This window comes from Gordonia alkanivorans NBRC 16433 (assembly GCF_000225505.1).
Lineage (GTDB): Bacteria > Actinomycetota > Actinomycetes > Mycobacteriales > Mycobacteriaceae > Gordonia > Gordonia alkanivorans.
Genome location: NZ_BACI01000077.1, coordinates 34,595 through 51,378, shown reverse-complemented (window position 1 = coordinate 51,378; position 16,784 = coordinate 34,595). Strand labels below are relative to the sequence as shown.

Below are 16,784 nucleotides of genomic sequence, written 5' to 3'. Positions count from 1 at the left end.
ACCCGTCACGGATACGGAGGCGGTAGCCTTTAGCACCATGAACGCAGTCCAGGAACCGCTGCACGAGCATCCCTTCGGGACGAACGTGGTGGCGATGGTGACCCCCTTCCGTCCCGACGGAAGTCTCGATCTGGACAAGGCCGCCGTCCTGGCCGACCACCTCGTGTCGAAGGGTTGCGACGGGCTTGTCGTGTCCGGCACCACCGGCGAATCGCCGACCACCACCGTGCCCGAGAAGCTCGACCTGCTGCGCGTCGTGCTGGACGCCGTGGGCGACCGCGCCCGGATCACCCAGGGTGCCGGTAGCTACGACACCGCCGAGAGCGTGCGGTTCGCCATCGAATCGGAGAAGATCGGCGCCCACGGTCTGCTCGTGGTGACCCCGTACTACTCCAAGCCGCCCCAGGCCGGCCTCCTCGCGCACTTCCGGACCGTCGCCGACGCCACCGCACTTCCCGTGCTGCTCTACGACATCCCGCCGCGCTCGGTCGTGCCCATCGCCAACGAGACGATGCTGGCGCTGGCCGAACACCCGAACATCCGCGGCGTCAAGGACGCCAAGGGCGACCTGCACTCGGCCGCCGGCCTCATCGCCACCACCAAGCTCGAATACCTGTCGGGCGAGGACGCACTCAACCTGCCGTGGCTGTCGATCGGTGCCACCGGTTTCGTCAGCGTGATCGGGCACCTAGTTCCGGATCGCCTGCGCGAGATGCAGATCGCGGTGGAGAAGGGGGATCTCGCCACGGCGCGGACCCTCAACACGTCGATGCTTCCGCTCGTCAACGCCATGGGACGCCTCGGAGGTGTCACGATGGTGAAGGCGGCGCTGCGCATTCTCGGACTCGAGGTGGGCGATCCGCGCCTGCCCCAGGTGCCCGCCTCCGGGCCTCAGATCGAGGAGCTGATCGTGGATCTACGTGCGGCAGGTGTTCTCGCCTGATGTCTGACAACACCGGCACTGACACCAACGGTCCCGAAGCACGGACCACGCGCCCCCGACGCCGTGCCGCCTCCCGTAAGGCCGGACCGCCGAGTACGCCGCCGGTGGAAGCGGTCCCGGTCGACACGGTTCCGGCCACCACCGCGCCCGACGCGGGCCCGGCTCGCCAGGCCCCCGCGAAGACCGAGACCGCACCCAGGCATTCCGCCAAGCAGAAGTCCGGTTCGTCGTCCGGTGGCCGGCGCGGCCGGCACGAACGCGGCGGCGACTCTCGCGGTCGCCGCAACGAGCAGGCGACCCCGGCGCCGGTCGATCGCCTCGGCACCCCGCGCCGCCTGCCCAAGGGTGGACTGCGGATCGTCGCGCTCGGCGGTATCGGCGAGATCGGCCGCAACATGACCGTCTTCGAGTACGACGGACGTCTGCTGATCGTCGACTGCGGTGTGCTGTTCCCCGAGGACCAGCAGCCCGGCGTCGACCTGATCCTGCCGGACTTCCGCTACATCGAAGACCGCATGGACGACGTCGACGCGGTGATCCTCACCCACGGCCACGAGGACCACATCGGCGCGATCCCGTTCCTGCTGCGGCTGCGCAGCGACATCCCCGTCGTCGGTTCGAAATTCACGCTCGCCCTCGTCGAGGCCAAGTGCCGGGAACACCGCCTGCGGCCCAAGCTCGTCGAGGTCGCCGAGGGGGAGCGGACCGACCACGGCCCGTTCGAGTGCGAGTACTTCGCCGTCAACCACTCGATCCCAGACGCCCTCGCGGTCGCGATCCGCACCCCCGCGGGTCTCGCGCTGCACACCGGAGACATCAAGCTCGACCAGCTGCCCCTCGACGGTCGGCTCACCGACCTCGCCGGCTTCAGCCGCCTCGGCGACGAGGGTGTGGACCTGTTCCTCGTCGACTCGACCAACGCCGAGGTCCCCGGCTTCGTCACCCCCGAACGCGAGATCGGCGGCGTGCTCGACCAGGTCATCGGCAAGGCCAGGCAGCGTGTCATCGTCGCGTCCTTCGCCAGCCACGTGCACCGCATCCAGCAGATCATCGACGTCGCGCACACCCACAATCGGCGCGTCTGCTTCGTCGGCCGGTCGATGGTGCGCAACATGCAGATCGCGCAGGACCTGAACTACCTGTCGGTGCCGGACGGTGTCGTCGTCGACCTCGACACCGCCGCGACGCTTCCCGACCACCGCATCGTGCTGATCTCCACCGGTTCGCAGGGCGAGCCGTTGTCGGCGCTGTCGCGGATGGCGCGCGGCGAGCACCGCCAGATCAACATCCGCGCCGACGACCTCGTCGTGCTGGCGTCGTCGCTGATCCCGGGCAACGAGAACTCGGTCTTCGCCGTGGTCAACGGTCTGGCCAAGCGCGGTGCCACCGTGATCACGCAGCAGAGCGCGAAGGTGCACGTGTCCGGCCACGCCTCGGCCGGCGAGTTGCTCTACCTGTACAACGCGGTGCGCCCGTCGAACGTGATGCCGGTGCACGGCGAATGGCGTCATCTGCGCGCGAACGCCGCACTCGCGGTCGCGACCGGCGTGCCGGAGGACCGCGTCGTGCTGGCCGAGGACGGTGTGGTGGTCGACCTCGTCGACGGCCGCGCCGACATCGTCGGCCGCGTCCCGGTCGGACACGTCTACGTCGACGGACTGTCCGTCGGCGACGTCGGCGAGTCGACCCTGTCCGAGCGTCTCGTGCTCGGCGAGGGCGGCTTCATCGCGATCACCGTCGCCATCGATGCCACGACGGGTCGCGCGGTCAGCTCGCCGGAGGTCTCCGGCAGAGGCTTCTCCGACGACCCGGACGCGCTCAAGTCGGCCGCCGACCTGGTCAACCAGGTCCTCGACTCGCTCGCTGCCGAGGGCGTCAACGACGCGCATCGCATCGCGCAGGGAATCCGGCGCGCCGTGGGCCGCTGGGTCTCCGACGTCTACCGTCGCCGGCCGATGATCGTGCCGACGGTGCTCGCCGTGGGCGCCGACTAGTTCTCGCTACTGTGGGCTGGGTGACCGGTGCACAGGAGGAACGAGCGGCTCTCGTCGAGACCATGAAGAAGGTGGGCCCGGACGCGCCCACCCTCTGTGAAGGTTGGACCACCCGCGATCTGTTGGCTCATCTCGTCGTCCGCGAACGACGCCCCGACACCGGGCCGGGCATCCTGATCCCGGCCTTCGCCGGCTACACCGAGAAGGTGAGGACCAAGGCCGCCCGGCGGGACTTCGACGAACTTCTCGACGAACTCGCATCCGGGCCGCCGGTCTACTCGCCGTTCAAACTCGTCGACCGGTTCGCCAATCTCGCCGAGATGTTCGTCCACCACGAGGACGTGCTGCGTGGGGGAGCGGACCCGGCGGGGCGCTGGACGCCGCGGATGCTGTCGCCCGAACTCGAGGCCGAGCTGCGCGGTCCGGCCACGTCGATGGCGAAGATGACCCTCAAGAAGATCCCCGCGCGCGTCACCCTGCGCACGACCGCCGGCGAGGACCTCGTCACCGTCGGCTCCGGGAAAGAAGTCGTGGTCACGGGATCGATCGGCGAACTCGTCCTGTTCGCGTTCGGACGCGCCCCCGTCGCAGTCACCTTCGACGGCGATCCGAGCGCGATCGCCGCGGTTCGTGACAGTTCTCACGGCCTGTAGGGCGTGTCGGCGATGCAGGCGGGTAACAACTTCGACACGTCGCCGTTATCAGTGTTGCCCGTGTGACTGAAGTGAACAGAGCCGACTAGTCTGTCGGTATGGCTTCGAAGGCAAGCACGGGTACGCGCACGTCCGCGTCGAAGGCATCCGGCACACGGTCGGGTGGCACGAGCACCGGACGGTCGACCGGGTCGGCGGCACGTTCCGGCGCGAGCCGGTCAGGCAAGAGCACTGCGAACAGCCGCGGGGCGAGCAAGTCGTCGACCCGTGCCGGTTCCGCACGGTCCGGTGCGGGCAAGTCCGGGGCCTCGCGCACGTCGAGCCGATCCACGAGCACCGGGTCCCGCAGCCGGCAGTCCGCCACCGCGACACCGCGTCGCCGGAACACCTCCGCGTCGGCCGAGTCGGTCGATCTGCACCGCCGTTCGGTGGCCGCCGCCGGCGCCTCCGCGGTGGGGAAGGGGATCGGCGCAGGCTGGTCGCTGTTCGCCCGCGGTGTCGGCAGCGCGGCTCGCGTGGGTTCCGGCGTCGGCCGGGGGCCGCGCACCGAGTCGCGACCGTTCGACGACGATGATCTCGAACTGGATGCCGTCGACGCCGACTACGACGACGAGGTCGACGCCGATGGTGCGCCCGGTCCGCGTGGACCGGCTCCGCGCGGGCAGGGACACAGTCATCGCCGCGACGGTGTTGCTCTGGGACTGCTCGCGCTGGGTCTGTTGTTCGCGGCCAGTGTCTGGTTCGGGGCCGCCGGACCCGTCGGCGCATTCATCGAGGCGCTGATCCGCGCGATCGTCGGCTCGGCGGCGGTCGTGGTGCCGGTGGCGCTCGTCGTGGTCGCGATCATGCTGATGCGACGCCCCGCGGCACCCGAACGACGTGGCCGCTATCTCGGCGGCGGGTCCCTCGTCGTGCTGCCGCTGCTGGGCATCATGCATCTCATCGCCGGTGCACCGCTGGATCTGCCGGGCCGATCGTCGGCGGCGGGTTTCGTCGGTTTCGCCATCGGCACGCCGCTCACCACGGGCGTCACCGCCTGGGTGTCCGTCCCGATCCTGTTGCTGTGCATGGCCTTCGGCGTCCTGATCCTCAGTGGACGCACGGTGCGTGAGGTCGTCGACGCCGCCGCCGGATATCTCGGACTGGGTGTGCCCGGTGCCGACGACGCGCCGTGGGAGAGCGACCTCGACTGGGACGAGGACGCGGAGAACTACGAGGATCCCGACTTCGGCGATCCCGCGGCGGACGACGCCGACGATGACGCCTTCGGCTCCCGCGCGACACGTCGCTCGTACTCGTCGAACCCGTACGACAACTACCCGCCCGACGAGACCCCGTCGCGGCCGGTGAGCCGATCGCGCCGCAAGCCGGCCAAGGTCGCCGAGGAGCCGATCGAGGAAGCGGTCACCGAGAACTTCGCCGACGCCTACACCGAGCCGTTCGGCGACAACGCCGCCGACGAGCAGATGACCGAGGTCATCGAGCCACCGGCCCGCCCGGCCACTGCACGTCGTACGACGCCGGCCGCGCGTCCGGCGCCCAAGCCGGCACCCGCAGCGGAGCCGGAACCAGAGCTCGACGACGAGGCGTTCGCACCCTCGGAACCGGCAGCCGAGGGTGACTACATCCTGCCGCCCCCGCACCTGCTGCTCGAGGGCGATCCGCCGAAGGCCGGCACCAGCGCCAACGACGAGATGATCGACCGGATGACCGGCGTGCTCGAACAGTTCAAGATCGACGCGGCCGTCACCGGCTACACCCGCGGACCGACGGTCACCCGCTACGAGGTCGAGCTCGGACCGGGCGTGAAGGTCGAGAAGATCACCGCGCTCCAGCGCAACATCGCCTACGCCGCGGCGACCGACAACGTCCGCCTGCTCGCGCCGATCCCGGGCAAGTCCGCGGTCGGTATCGAGGTGCCCAACGCCGACCGCGAGATGGTCCGCCTGGCCGACGTCCTCAGCGCGCCGTCGACCCGCAAGGACAAGCATCCGCTCGTCATCGGTCTCGGCAAGGACATCGAGGGTGACTTCGTCAGCGCGAACCTGGCGAAGATGCCGCACCTGCTCGTCGCCGGTTCGACCGGCTCGGGTAAGTCGAGCTTCGTCAACTCGATGCTGGTGTCGCTGCTCAGCCGCGCCACTCCCGAGCAGGTCCGGATGATCCTCATCGACCCGAAGATGGTGGAGCTCACCCCGTACGAGGGCATCCCACACCTGATCACCCCCATCATCACGCAGCCCAAGAAGGCTGCCGCCGCCCTCGCGTGGCTGGTGGAGGAGATGGAACAGCGCTACCAGGACATGAAGGCCTCGCGGGTTCGCCACATCGACGACTTCAACACGAAGGTGCGTTCCGGCGAGATCACCACCCCGCTCGGCAGCGAGCGGGTGTACAAGCCGTACCCGTACATCCTCGCGATCGTCGACGAGCTGGCCGACCTGATGATGACCGCACCGCGCGACGTCGAAGAGGCGATCGTGCGCATCACCCAGAAGGCGCGCGCGGCCGGCATCCACCTGGTCCTCGCGACCCAGCGTCCGTCGGTCGACGTGGTCACCGGTCTGATCAAGACCAACGTGCCGTCTCGCCTCGCCTTCGCCACGTCGTCGCTGACCGACTCGCGAGTCATCCTCGACCAGCCCGGCGCCGAGAAACTCATCGGCATGGGCGACGGACTGTTCCTGCCGATGGGCGCCAACAAGCCCATCCGCATGCAGGGCGCCTACATCTCCGACGAGGAGATCGCGGCCGTCGTCGACTTCGCCAAGGAGCAGGCCGAGCCCGAGTACACCGAGGGCGTCACCGCGGCGAAGGCCGGCGAGAAGAAGGACATCGACAGCGACATCGGCAACGACCTCGACGACCTGCTGCAGGCGATCGAACTCGTCGTCTCCAGCCAGTTCGGTTCGACGTCGATGCTGCAGCGCAAGCTACGCGTCGGCTTCGCCAAGGCCGGCCGCCTGATGGATCTCATGGAAACCCGCGGCGTCGTCGGACCGAGTGAGGGCTCCAAGGCGCGCGAGGTGCTCGTGAAGCCCGACGACCTCGCCGGGGTCATCGCCTCCATCACCGGCGGCGGGGACGACGAGTCGGCCGAGAGCTGAGGAAGTGGCTGAACAGGGATTTCCGTGGCCGCCTACCGGCATCCGGTAGGCTGGCCGCCAGATCCATGAGGGGAGTATCCCCGACGCGGCGTCTCCGTCAGTACGGTGCCGATCCGCGGTGATGCCGATCATCACCGCCTCGGTGACCCGGAGCGTCGGCCCCCGAATCCCGGGTGGGAGAGACCTCTGGCTCATCAGCTGATGCTGCCTGCTGGAGGACTACTGTGGACGTTTCTTTATCCCTATGGCTGATCACCGTTGCGGTGATCCTCGGATTGTTCGTGTTCGACTTCTTCTCACACGTGCGCGTGCCCCATGCACCGTCACTCAAGGAGTCGGGCACCTGGTCGGCGGTTTACATCTCGCTCGCCATTGCCTTCGGTGTCTTCGTCTGGTGGAAGTGGGGCGGAACGTTCGGTGGCGAGTACTTCGCCGGGTACGTCACCGAGAAGGCGCTCTCGGTGGACAACCTGTTCGTCTTCGTCATCATCATGGCGAAGTTCGCGGTGCCGCCGGAGTACCAACAGAAGGTGCTGCTGCTCGGCATCGTGATGGCGCTCGGCATGCGCGCCGTCTTCATCGCCGTCGGTGCGGCCGCCATCAACGCCTACAGCTGGGTGTTCTACCTGTTCGGGGCCTTCCTGATCTTCACCGCGGTCAAGCTGCTCCGCGAGAGCGACGACCCCGTCGAACACGAGGAGCAGCGGGAGACCAGGCTCGAACGCTTCGTCAAGCGGTTCCTGCGCACGCATGACTCCTACGACCGCGACAAGCTCTTCACCCGCGTCAACGGCAAGCGGCTCGCGACGCCGATGCTGATGGTGCTCATTGTCATCGGCTTCACCGACTTGCTGTTCGCACTCGACTCGATCCCGGCGATCTACGGCCTGACCTCCGAGCCGTACCTGGTGTTCACCGCCAACGCCTTCGCGCTCATGGGCCTGCGCCAGCTGTACTTCCTGCTCGGCGGACTGCTCGACCGGCTGGTGTACCTCTCGATCGGCCTGTCGATCATCCTGGCGTTCATCGGCACCAAGCTGGTCCTGCACGCCCTGCACGAGAACACGCTGCCCTTCGTCAACGGCGGCGAGCACGTGAGCGTCCCGGAGATCTCGACGCCGCTGTCGCTGTCGGTGATCCTGGGTGTCCTCGTCGTCACCACCGTCGCGAGTCTGGTGAAGAGCAGGTCAGGGGCTGACAAGGATCAGGCGCAGACCTGACGCGACCCGTCAGAACGGTCCGAAGACCTGGTTCCACTCGTCGATCCGCACGGCGTCGACGGCCTCGTGAGCCTGGAACGGGTCGTTGGCGAGGAAGGCCTCGGCGGCCTCGAGGTCGGCCGCGCTGATGATGATCAGCGCGCCCGACCCGTCCGGGTACGGCCCGGCGAGGAGCACGTTGCCCGCCTTGTTCTCCTCGCCGAGCCACTCCCGATGCAGCGGACGGTGCTGGTCGCGGAGTGCGGCCTTGGCCGGACGGTAGGTGTACTGGACGGCGAAAAAGGGCATCTGCTCACTCCTCGGAGATGGTGGCCAGCATCCTGGTGTTCCCCAGGGTGTTGGGTTTGACGTAACTCAGGTCCAGGAACTCGGCGACACCGGTGTCGTAGGAGCGGCACATCTCCTCGAACACCTCACGCGTGACCGGGGTGCCCTGGATCTCGCTGAACCCGTGCTTGGCGAAGAAGCTCGTCTCGAAGGTCAGCACGAAGACGCGGGACAGTTCGAGTTCGCGGGCGATCTCCATCAACCGGCCGACGATCTTGTGACCGATCCCGCGACCGGAGAACGTGGGGTCGACCGCGACCGTGCGGACCTCACCGAGATCGGCCCACAGCACGTGAAGGGCCCCGCAGCCCACGACCTCCCCGTCGAGTTCGCCGACCCAGAACTCCTGCACCGACTCGTACAGGGTGACGAGGTTCTTCTCCAGGAGGATCTTGCCCGCGTACTCGTCGATCAGTTCCTTGATGCGCGGCACGTCCGAGGCACGCGCGCGTCGCACCACGACATCGCCAGTAGTCGATTCGGGCGCAACGGGATCCGCCGTGGATTCGGGTTCGGCGGGCTCCGGGGAGACGGGGGACATGGGACATCACCTTAGTCCTGTGCGGACATGCGCATCGGCCCGGTTTACCTTCTGCGCGGCGTGGGCCGATACCCTGTTGAGCGTGCGTATGAGAATTCCCGTGTATCGCGGAACCCGTCCGCGCCCGGGGGTGTGCTCATGACCGATCGCATTCGGCGGGCCGTCGACGAAAAAGGTATCGCGAATGTGGGCCGCGGGCCGGATCACATCACCGATCCGGTCGACCCGGTCCCGGTGGTCAACATCGCGAACGCACTGACTGTCTTCCGGATCCTCCTGGTCCCGGTGTTCCTGGCGGCCCTGTTCATGGAGTCCGGTGAATCCACGCTGTGGCGCACGGTGGCCACGGTCGTCTTTGCGGTCGCGGCCCTCACCGATCGGTACGACGGGCGCATCGCCCGGCAGCGCGGCCTGATCACCGACTTCGGCAAGATGGCCGACCCGATCGCCGACAAGGCCCTCATCGGCGGTGCGCTCGTCGGGCTCTCGATCCTCGGCATCCTGCCCTGGTGGGTCACCGCGGTCATCATCGCGCGCGAACTGTGGGTCACGGCGCTGCGCTTCTGGGTGCTGCGCCACAAGGTGATCCCCGCCAGCCGCGGCGGGAAACTCAAAACCCTGCTGCAGGCGGTCGCGATCGGTCTGTACCTCGCGCCGCTCGGCGGGGGATGGCAGATCGCCGCCGGGATCCTGATGGGTCTCGCGGTGGTCGTGACCATCTACACCGGGCTCGACTACACCTGGCAGGCGATCAAGGTCCGCTCCGGCGGGTCCGGCACCGGCACCCCCGATCCGGGGTCGGCGCCGCAGGCGCGACGGGCCGTCGGAGGAACCGGCGCGGGCCGCTGAGTTCGACTACTGTCGGGGGAACCGCGGCCGGGGAACGATCCGGCCGCGTGAGGCGTTGGCTGAGGAGTGAACAGGGAGAGGAGACTCGATGGCGATGCTCTTACGTGAGGCGCTCGGCGACAGCCTTCGTCGGGTCCGCACGCAGCAGGGTCGGACCCTTCGTGAGGTGTCCACCGGTGCACGCGTGAGTCTCGGTTACCTCTCCGAGGTCGAGCGCGGTCAGAAGGAGGCCTCGAGCGAACTGCTCGCGGCCATCTGCGACGCACTCGACGTGGAGATCGCCGACCTCCTCCTCGACGTCGGGCACGCGATGCGTCCCGCCGAGACGGTGGCCCCCGAGGTCGCCGAGGCCGGTCTCACCGCGACCAAGGTGGTCATCCCCGCGCCTGCCGGACGCCGCGACGCGACCGCGCTGGCCGCGGCCTGAACGCGCAGCCACTAGATTGGTCTGCACAGTCCTCAAACCCTTGAATGGAGTGACGTAGAGCATGGCGAACCCGTTCGTGAAGTTGTGGCGCTACCTGACGGCACTCGGTAACGCGAAGATCGACGAACACGCCGACCCGAAGGTCCAGATCCAGCAGGCGATCGAAGATGCTCAGCGTCAGCATCAGGCGTTGTCGCAGCAGGCCGCCTCGGTCATCGGCAACCAGCGACAGCTCGAGATGAAGCTGAACCGGCAGCTCGAGGACATCGAACGCCTGCAGGCCAACACCCGTCAGGCGCTGACGCTCGCCGATCAGGCCGCGGCCGCCGGGGACACCCACAAGGCCACCGAGTACACGAACGCCGCCGAGGCGTTCGCAGCCCAGCTGGTGACCGCGGAGCAGAGCGTCGAGGACCTCAAGTCGCTGCACGATCAGTCGCTTCAGGCTGCCGGCCAGGCCAAGAAGGCCGTCGAGCGCAATGCGATGATCCTCCAGCAGAAGCTCGCCGAGCGCTCCAAGCTGCTCAGCCAGCTCGAGCAGGCGAAGATGCAGGAGCAGGTCAGCGCGTCGCTCAACCAGATGAGCGAGCTGTCGGTGCCCGGCAACACCCCGAGCCTCGACCAGGTGCGCGACAAGATCGAGCGCCGCTACGCCAATGCCCTCGGCTCGGCCGAACTGGCGAAGAACTCGGTCCAGGGCCGGATGCAGGAGGTCGAGCAGGCCGGCATCCAGATGGCCGGTCACTCCCGCCTCGAGCAGATCCGCGCCAGCATGCGCGGCGACGCCCTGCCGTCCGCCGGAGCGACCGCACCGCCGCTGCAGAAGGGTCAGCCGGCGACGCAGGCCACCCCGCCGACCACCGAGCCGCCCGCGCAGAACTGATCCGCGGCACGTGCATGTCGCACTTGTCGCGGGTTCTGATGCAGGACATGCCTTTCCGGCCTTCGCCCTCGCCGAGCGTTTTGTCTCGGCGGGGCACCGGGCGACGGTCTACACCGGACTGAACTGGTCGGATGCCGCGCGTCGTCGCGGCATCGACATCGCCGAACTCCCGGGTCTCGCGGCCACGGATGTCGACGACGACGCCGACGCCGGGGACAAACTCGGCGCCCGTGCGGCGCGGATGGCGCAGCTGCTGGCACCCGTGCTGTCCGAGTCCGGCGCCGAACTCGTCGTCTCCGATGTCATCACCGTCTGCGGGGGATGGGCGGCGCAGCTGAACGGCCTGCCGTGGATCGAGCTCTCGCCACATCCGCTGTACCTGCCGTCCCGCGGACTACCGCCGATCGGTTCGGGTCTCGCCCCGGGAACCGGGTTTCGTGGTCGCGTCCGGGACGCGCTGATGCGTGCCGCGACCGCGACCTCCATCCGCAAGGGCGAACGGCAGCGTGCCGCTGCGCGGGTGTCGATCGGTCTGCCCGCCGCCGACGACGGCCCGAGTGCGCGGTTCGTGGCGACCCTGCCCGGCCTCGAGGTGGCACGGCCCGACTGGCCCGCCGACACCCATCTGATCGGCCCACTCCTGTGGGAACCCACCGACGACCTCTTCGACCGCCCCGCCGGTGACGAGCCGCTGGTGGTACTCGCGCCGTCCACGGCCGAGACCGGCGCCGCCGACATGGTCGGTGTGGTGCTCGAGGCGCTGTCCGAGCCGGTTCTCGGACGGCGTGTCCGGGTGGTGGTCTCCGGGCTGCACCGGCCGACGGCCGAGGACCTGGCCCGCTTCGGCGGCGGCGTACCCGCCCCGATCACCGCGGGACTGGGACGGCAGGACGAGGTGCTGGCCCATGCCCGGGTACTCATCTGCGGCTCCGGGCACGGCATCCTCGCCAAGGCGATGACCGCCGGGGTGCCGGTGGTCGCGGTACCCGGCGGCGGCGATCAGTGGGAGCTGGCGAACCGTCTCCAGCGCGCGGGTGCGGGCCGGTGGGTCCGCCCGCTCACCGTCGACGCCGTCGCCGACGCCGTCCGCGCGGTCCTCGACGACACCGGACACGCCCGCTGCGCCGAGCGGATCGGGGAGAGCGGCACCGACACCGTCGACCCGGTGGTGGTGGCCGAACGTAGGGTGGGGCTGTGCGCCTGACCGAGTTCAACGAACTGATGAGCACCGAATTCGGTGTGACACGGGCGGATTCGATCCTCGTCGACCATGTGCTCACCGAGTTCGCCGGCCGCACCGGTGCGCAGGCGATCGACGACGGGATCGACCCCCGCGATGTCTGGGTGGCGATCTGCCGCGACTTCGACGTGCCGCGACAGCGGTGGTGACACGCCCCGCGTGTCGCACTTGCCATCGAACACCTGTTCGTTCATTCTGGTGATCAGACGGAACCGAACGGGCCGCCGCCGCGTCTGAAGTATCGGGACCGAGGAGAAGAATGGGTCGCCGGGAGCGCCGCCAAGACTTGTCGGACCCACGCGATACCTTTCAGACATGAACGCCCGGACCGCACCGACCACCCGCCGGAAATCCGGCTCACAACCGAGGAGAACTCCGATGGCATCTGCGCCTCAAGACCGTGAGAAGGCCCTCGATCTGGCCCTCGCCCAGATCGACAAGAACTTCGGCAAGGGTTCGGTCATGCGTCTCGGTGAGGAGACTCGTCAGCCGATCGAGGTCATCCCGACCGGCTCGATCGCACTCGACGTCGCCCTCGGTATCGGTGGTCTGCCCCGCGGCCGCGTCGTCGAGATCTACGGTCCGGAATCCTCGGGTAAGACCACGGTGGCGCTGCACGCCGTCGCGAATGCCCAGGCCCAGGGCGGCATCGCCGCCTTCATCGACGCCGAGCACGCTCTCGACCCCGACTACGCCGCCAAGCTCGGTGTCGACACCGACGCGCTGCTGGTGTCCCAGCCCGACACCGGTGAGCAGGCTCTCGAGATCGCCGACATGCTGATCCGTTCGGGCGCTCTGGACATCCTGGTCATCGACTCGGTGGCCGCACTGGTGCCCAAGGCCGAGATCGAGGGCGAGATGGGCGACAGCCACGTCGGCCTGCAGGCCCGCCTGATGAGCCAGGCGCTGCGCAAGATGACCGGTGCGCTCAGCCAGTCCAAGACCACCGCGATCTTCATCAACCAGCTGCGTGAGAAGATCGGCGTCATGTTCGGTACGCCCGAGACCACCACGGGCGGTAAGGCTCTCAAGTTCTACTCGTCGGTGCGCCTCGACGTCCGGCGCATCGAGACCCTCAAGGACGGGACCGATGCCGTCGGTAACCGCACCCGCGTGAAGGTCGTCAAGAACAAGGTCGCGCCGCCGTTCAAGCAGGCCGAGTTCGACATCCTCTACGGTCACGGCATCAGCAAGGAGGGCTCGCTGATCGACATGGGTGTCGCCGAGGGCTTCATCCGCAAGTCCGGCTCGTGGTTCACCTACGAGGGCGATCAGCTCGGCCAGGGCAAGGAGAACGCCCGCAAGTTCCTGCTCGAGAACCTCGACATCCGCGACGAAATCGAGAAGAAGATCAAGGAGAAGCTCGGCGTCGGCGCCACCGTCGACGCCGACGACGTCGCCCCGGCGCCAGTCGAATTCTGATCGGTCCCGCCTGATCCGATATGAACGAGGCATCAAGCCCCGAACGGACGGACCCCGAGCGGACGCAGAAAAAGGGACCCAGTGCATGGGACTCCGCACTGCGGCTGCTCGGGGTCCGTGCGCGTTCACGGCACGAGATGCGGGAGAGGTTGACCCGCAAGGGATTCGACGCCGACACCGTCGACGAGGTGATGGCACGGCTCGACAAGCACCAGCTGCTCGACGACACCGATTTCGCCGCGGAGTGGGTGCGTTCCCGACACCTGAACTCGGGTAAGGGACGTGTGGCGCTCCGTCACGAACTGCGCACCAAGGGGATCTCGGAGTCGATCATCGCCGAGACCCTGGCCGACATCGATCCCGATGACGAACGCGGGGTCGCGGCGGGACTCGTCGAGCGAAAACTGACGCCGTCGGTCGTCGAACGCGTCGTCGCCGATCGTGCCGAGCGCGAGAAGACGCTGCGCCGGCTGGTCGCATTCCTTGTGCGGCGCGGTTATTCGCAGTCGCTGGCCTTCGACGTGGTGGGGGAGGCGCTCGGCGCGTTGGACGACGCCTGACGCCTCCCCGTCACGGGATCACTCGGATCAGAGCAGGTTCTCCGACGCGGCCTGCTCGGTCTTCTCCGGGTCCGCGGGCTCGGTCGCCCGACGCCCCTGACGCAGCCGTCGTTCGACGTAGGTCGCCAGGTTCGACAGCCCGAAGTTGATGAGGATCATGATGATCGCCACCACGATCAGCGCCGGGATGTAGTTGCCGTAGCGCGAGGCCGACAGCAGACCGCTGCGTACGACCTCCGAGTAGCCGATGATGTAGCCCAGCGCGCTGTCCTTCAGGGCCACCACCATCTGCGAGATCAGTGCCGGCATCATCGCGGTGATCGCCTGGGGGAGCAGCACGATCCTCATCATCTGGCTCTTCCGCAGACCCAGCGCCATCGACGCCTCGGTCTGGCCCTTCGGCAGCGAGTTGATGCCCGAGCGCAGGATCTCGGCCATCACCGACCCGTTGTAGAGCGTGAGGCCGGTGACCACGGCGGCGAACGCCAGCATCGACGACGGGAAGATGCCGTAGATGGCGAACAAGAACCAGGTGAACACCATCAGGATCAGCACCGGGATCGCGCGGAACACCTCGACGAATACGCTCGAGACGGCACGCACCCAGAGATGATCCGACAGCCGGCCGATGCCGAGGACGGCACCGAGGATCAGCGACAGCACGATCGAGACGGCGGCCGCCGCGAGCGTGCGCCACAGGCCGGGCAGGATGTAGCCGGTCCAGGTGGACCAGGTGACGAACGGGCTCCACTTCTCGCCGGTGAACTGCTCGTTGGCAGCGAGCACGGTGATCACGTAGATCGCGATCGCCGCGAGGATCGCGATGAACAGGATCGCTGTCAGGCGGTTCCGGGTTCGTGCGCGTGGGCCGGGGGCGTCGTACAGGACAGTCGATTCGGCGCTCATCGTTTCACCGCCAGTCGCTTGGCGAGGTAGCCGAAGACGGCTCCCTCGGTGAGGGTGATGATCATGAAGCCCACGGCGATGACGCCGAAGATCACGAACAGCTGGTCGGAGAAGGTCTCGATCTCGGTCTTCATGAGGGCCGCGGCCTCGGCGACGCCGATGACCGAGGCGACCGTGGTGTTCTTCGTCAGCGCGATCAGCACGCTGCCCATCGGACCGATGACGGCTCGAATGGCCTGCGGCAGCACGATGATCCCGAACACCTGGGTGAAGGGCATGCCCAGCGACCGCGCTGCCTCCGCCTGCCCGAGGGGCACGGTGTTGAAGCCGGAGCGCAGCGTCTCACAGACGAACGTCGACGTGTAGAGGACGAACGCGAGCACCGCGAGCCAGAAATTGTTGGACTTGATCGTCGGCGCGAAGGTCAGCCCCAGGTTCTGGTACAGGCCGATCGCGCAGAACAGCACGACGAGCGTCAACGGGGTGTTGCGGACGACGTTGACGTAGACCCCGGCGAAGGCGCGCATCACCGGGACGGGGGACACCCGCATCGCGGCGAGGATCGTGCCCCAGACCAGCGAGCCGATCGCCGAATAGAAGGTCAACTGGATGGTCACCCAGAAGGCGGGCCACAGCTGGGGGCCCATGCTCTCCCACAGAGAGGCGTCATTCATCGATTACTCCTCTCACTCGAGTCCGGGCGGGCACGGCGTGGACGGTGAATCGAGGAACTCGAGGTCACCGGGGTCCGGCAGGTAGGGGAACTTCGAACCGGGACGGTCCGCGCGGGCGATGATCTCGTCCACGTACTCGTTGCCGAGTGCTTCGCGGAGGTCGGCGTTCCAGGGCGACTCGATGCCCTCGGCCGGGGTCAGCATGGTGTCGAGGGCCTTGTTGATCGCCTCGACCGCGGCGGTGTCGCCGAGTGCGACACCCACGCCGTAGCGTTCGGTCGAGAACGGGCTGCCCGCCGTCTTCAGCGCGTCCTTGACGCACGCGTCCTTGAGGTACGTCATCTCGACGAGCTTGAACTCGTCCTTCCAGAAGTTGGAGTAGCCGGCGAGGATCGCCTCGTCGGTCGTCAGCGCGTCGACCTTGCCGCGGCGGAGCGCCTCGACGCAGGCCGAGTAGGAGTCGTACTCCTGCAGCTGCACGGTCGGCAGCTGCGCCTTCACGTTCTGCGCCGACGTCGAGCCGGTGACCGAACAGAGCTTCTTTCCGTTGTCGAGGTCGGCCAGCTCGGAGATCGAGTTGTCGTCGTCACGCACCATCAGGCCCTGGTAGGTCTGCAGGTAGGGGCCGCCGAACGACACCTTCTTGGAACGGCTGGCGTTGATCGAGTAGGTGGCGGCGATCAGGTCGACCTCGCCGTTGTCGATCATCGCCTCGCGGCGGGCCGACGGCGTCTCGCGCCAGGTGATCTCCGGGTGATCGACGCCGAGGTCGTCCGCGATGGAGTTGACCACGTAGGTGGCGACCGACGCGTCGAAGCCGGTGACGTTGCCGTCCGGCTCGTACAGGCCGAGGCCGGGCTGGTCGAACTTGACGCCCAGGACGACCGCTCCGTCACGGATCGAGCTGAGCAGGTTGCGGGGTTCGGTGCTGCCACATCCCGACAGCAGTCCGGCGAGCAGTGCCCCGACCGCGACGACCAGTCCGGCGCCACGCCATCGGGACACCTGCGGGCGTACTCGGTGTGTTTCCTGACTCAT

17 protein-coding genes are annotated in these 16,784 nt (G+C 67.9%); 12 read left to right on the top strand and 5 right to left on the bottom strand.

What is annotated here, in order from left to right; genetic code table 11:
• Positions 1–37 precede the first annotated feature (37 nt).
• From dapA to GOALK_RS14285, 5 genes are all read left to right on the top strand, one after another.
• Positions 38–943: a 4-hydroxy-tetrahydrodipicolinate synthase gene (dapA, locus tag GOALK_RS14310; RefSeq protein WP_005197420.1), complete on the top strand. Its 906-nt coding sequence runs from the start codon at positions 38–40 to the stop codon at positions 941–943.
• Positions 943–2,937 carry a ribonuclease J gene (locus GOALK_RS14305; protein WP_006359541.1) on the top strand — a complete coding sequence of 665 codons (1,995 nt, stop codon included), beginning with the start codon at positions 943–945 and terminating at the stop codon, positions 2,935–2,937. The genes dapA and GOALK_RS14305 overlap by 1 nt, the downstream gene beginning before the upstream one ends.
• Before the next feature lie 20 nt (positions 2,938–2,957).
• Positions 2,958–3,590: a TIGR03085 family metal-binding protein gene (locus GOALK_RS14300; RefSeq protein WP_035754172.1), complete on the top strand. Its 633-nt coding sequence runs from the start codon at positions 2,958–2,960 to the stop codon at positions 3,588–3,590.
• A gap of 98 nt (positions 3,591–3,688) precedes the next feature.
• On the top strand, positions 3,689–6,697 hold the full coding sequence (locus tag GOALK_RS14290; RefSeq protein ID WP_196222005.1) for a DNA translocase FtsK: 3,009 nt from the start codon (positions 3,689–3,691) through the stop codon (positions 6,695–6,697).
• 224 nt (positions 6,698–6,921) lie between these two features.
• Positions 6,922–7,917: a TerC family protein gene (locus GOALK_RS14285; protein WP_006359537.1), complete on the top strand. Its 996-nt coding sequence runs from the start codon at positions 6,922–6,924 to the stop codon at positions 7,915–7,917.
• 9 nt (positions 7,918–7,926) lie between these two features.
• On the opposite strand, the gene GOALK_RS14280 is transcribed toward GOALK_RS14285, so the two are convergent.
• Both GOALK_RS14280 and GOALK_RS14275 read right to left on the bottom strand, forming a co-directional pair.
• The gene (locus GOALK_RS14280; RefSeq protein ID WP_006359536.1) at positions 7,927–8,205 is read right to left on the bottom strand and encodes a YciI family protein; all 279 of its coding nucleotides are present in this window, start codon (positions 8,203–8,205) and stop codon (positions 7,927–7,929) included.
• 4 nt (positions 8,206–8,209) lie between these two features.
• Positions 8,210–8,785: an amino-acid N-acetyltransferase gene (locus GOALK_RS14275; RefSeq protein WP_006359535.1), complete on the bottom strand. Its 576-nt coding sequence runs from the start codon at positions 8,783–8,785 to the stop codon at positions 8,210–8,212.
• A gap of 138 nt (positions 8,786–8,923) precedes the next feature.
• On the opposite strand from GOALK_RS14275, the gene pgsA reads away from it, so the two are divergent.
• The 7 genes from pgsA (at position 8,924) to GOALK_RS14240 (ending at position 14,166) form a co-directional block, all read left to right on the top strand.
• Positions 8,924–9,634, top strand: coding sequence for a CDP-diacylglycerol--glycerol-3-phosphate 3-phosphatidyltransferase (pgsA, locus tag GOALK_RS14270; RefSeq protein WP_006359534.1), 711 nt, complete (start codon positions 8,924–8,926; stop codon positions 9,632–9,634).
• An 88-nt stretch (positions 9,635–9,722) separates the two neighbouring features.
• Positions 9,723–10,061, top strand: a complete 339-nt coding sequence (locus tag GOALK_RS14265) for a helix-turn-helix domain-containing protein (protein ID WP_005197401.1) — start codon at positions 9,723–9,725, stop codon at positions 10,059–10,061.
• A gap of 61 nt (positions 10,062–10,122) precedes the next feature.
• Positions 10,123–10,944, top strand: a complete 822-nt coding sequence (gene pspA, locus GOALK_RS14260) for a phage shock protein PspA (RefSeq protein ID WP_006359533.1) — start codon at positions 10,123–10,125, stop codon at positions 10,942–10,944.
• 10 nt (positions 10,945–10,954) lie between these two features.
• Positions 10,955–12,148, top strand: a complete 1,194-nt coding sequence (locus tag GOALK_RS14255; RefSeq protein ID WP_006359532.1) for a glycosyltransferase — start codon at positions 10,955–10,957, stop codon at positions 12,146–12,148.
• Positions 12,139–12,333 carry a DUF3046 domain-containing protein gene (locus GOALK_RS14250; protein WP_006359531.1) on the top strand — a complete coding sequence of 65 codons (195 nt, stop codon included), beginning with the start codon at positions 12,139–12,141 and terminating at the stop codon, positions 12,331–12,333. The genes GOALK_RS14255 and GOALK_RS14250 overlap by 10 nt, the downstream gene beginning before the upstream one ends.
• Positions 12,334–12,562: 229 nt before the next feature.
• Positions 12,563–13,606: a recombinase RecA gene (recA, locus tag GOALK_RS14245; protein ID WP_006359530.1), complete on the top strand. Its 1,044-nt coding sequence runs from the start codon at positions 12,563–12,565 to the stop codon at positions 13,604–13,606.
• A 20-nt stretch (positions 13,607–13,626) separates the two neighbouring features.
• A complete protein-coding gene (locus GOALK_RS14240; protein WP_006359529.1) occupies positions 13,627–14,166 on the top strand; it encodes a regulatory protein RecX in 540 nt (179 codons plus the stop codon).
• A gap of 27 nt (positions 14,167–14,193) precedes the next feature.
• On the opposite strand, the gene GOALK_RS14235 is transcribed toward GOALK_RS14240, so the two are convergent.
• Genes GOALK_RS14235 through GOALK_RS14225 form a run of 3 tightly spaced genes read right to left on the bottom strand, consistent with a single transcriptional unit; the run spans position 14,194 to position 16,784 of the window.
• Positions 14,194–15,072: an amino acid ABC transporter permease gene (locus GOALK_RS14235; protein WP_006359528.1), complete on the bottom strand. Its 879-nt coding sequence runs from the start codon at positions 15,070–15,072 to the stop codon at positions 14,194–14,196.
• Positions 15,069–15,746 (bottom strand): amino acid ABC transporter permease, encoded by a 678-nt coding sequence (locus GOALK_RS14230; protein WP_006359527.1) that lies wholly within the window; start codon positions 15,744–15,746, stop codon positions 15,069–15,071. Before GOALK_RS14230 ends, GOALK_RS14235 begins: the two co-directional genes overlap by 4 nt.
• Positions 15,747–15,758: 12 nt before the next feature.
• Positions 15,759–16,784, bottom strand: coding sequence for a glutamate ABC transporter substrate-binding protein (locus tag GOALK_RS14225; protein ID WP_502876394.1), 1,026 nt, complete (start codon positions 16,782–16,784; stop codon positions 15,759–15,761).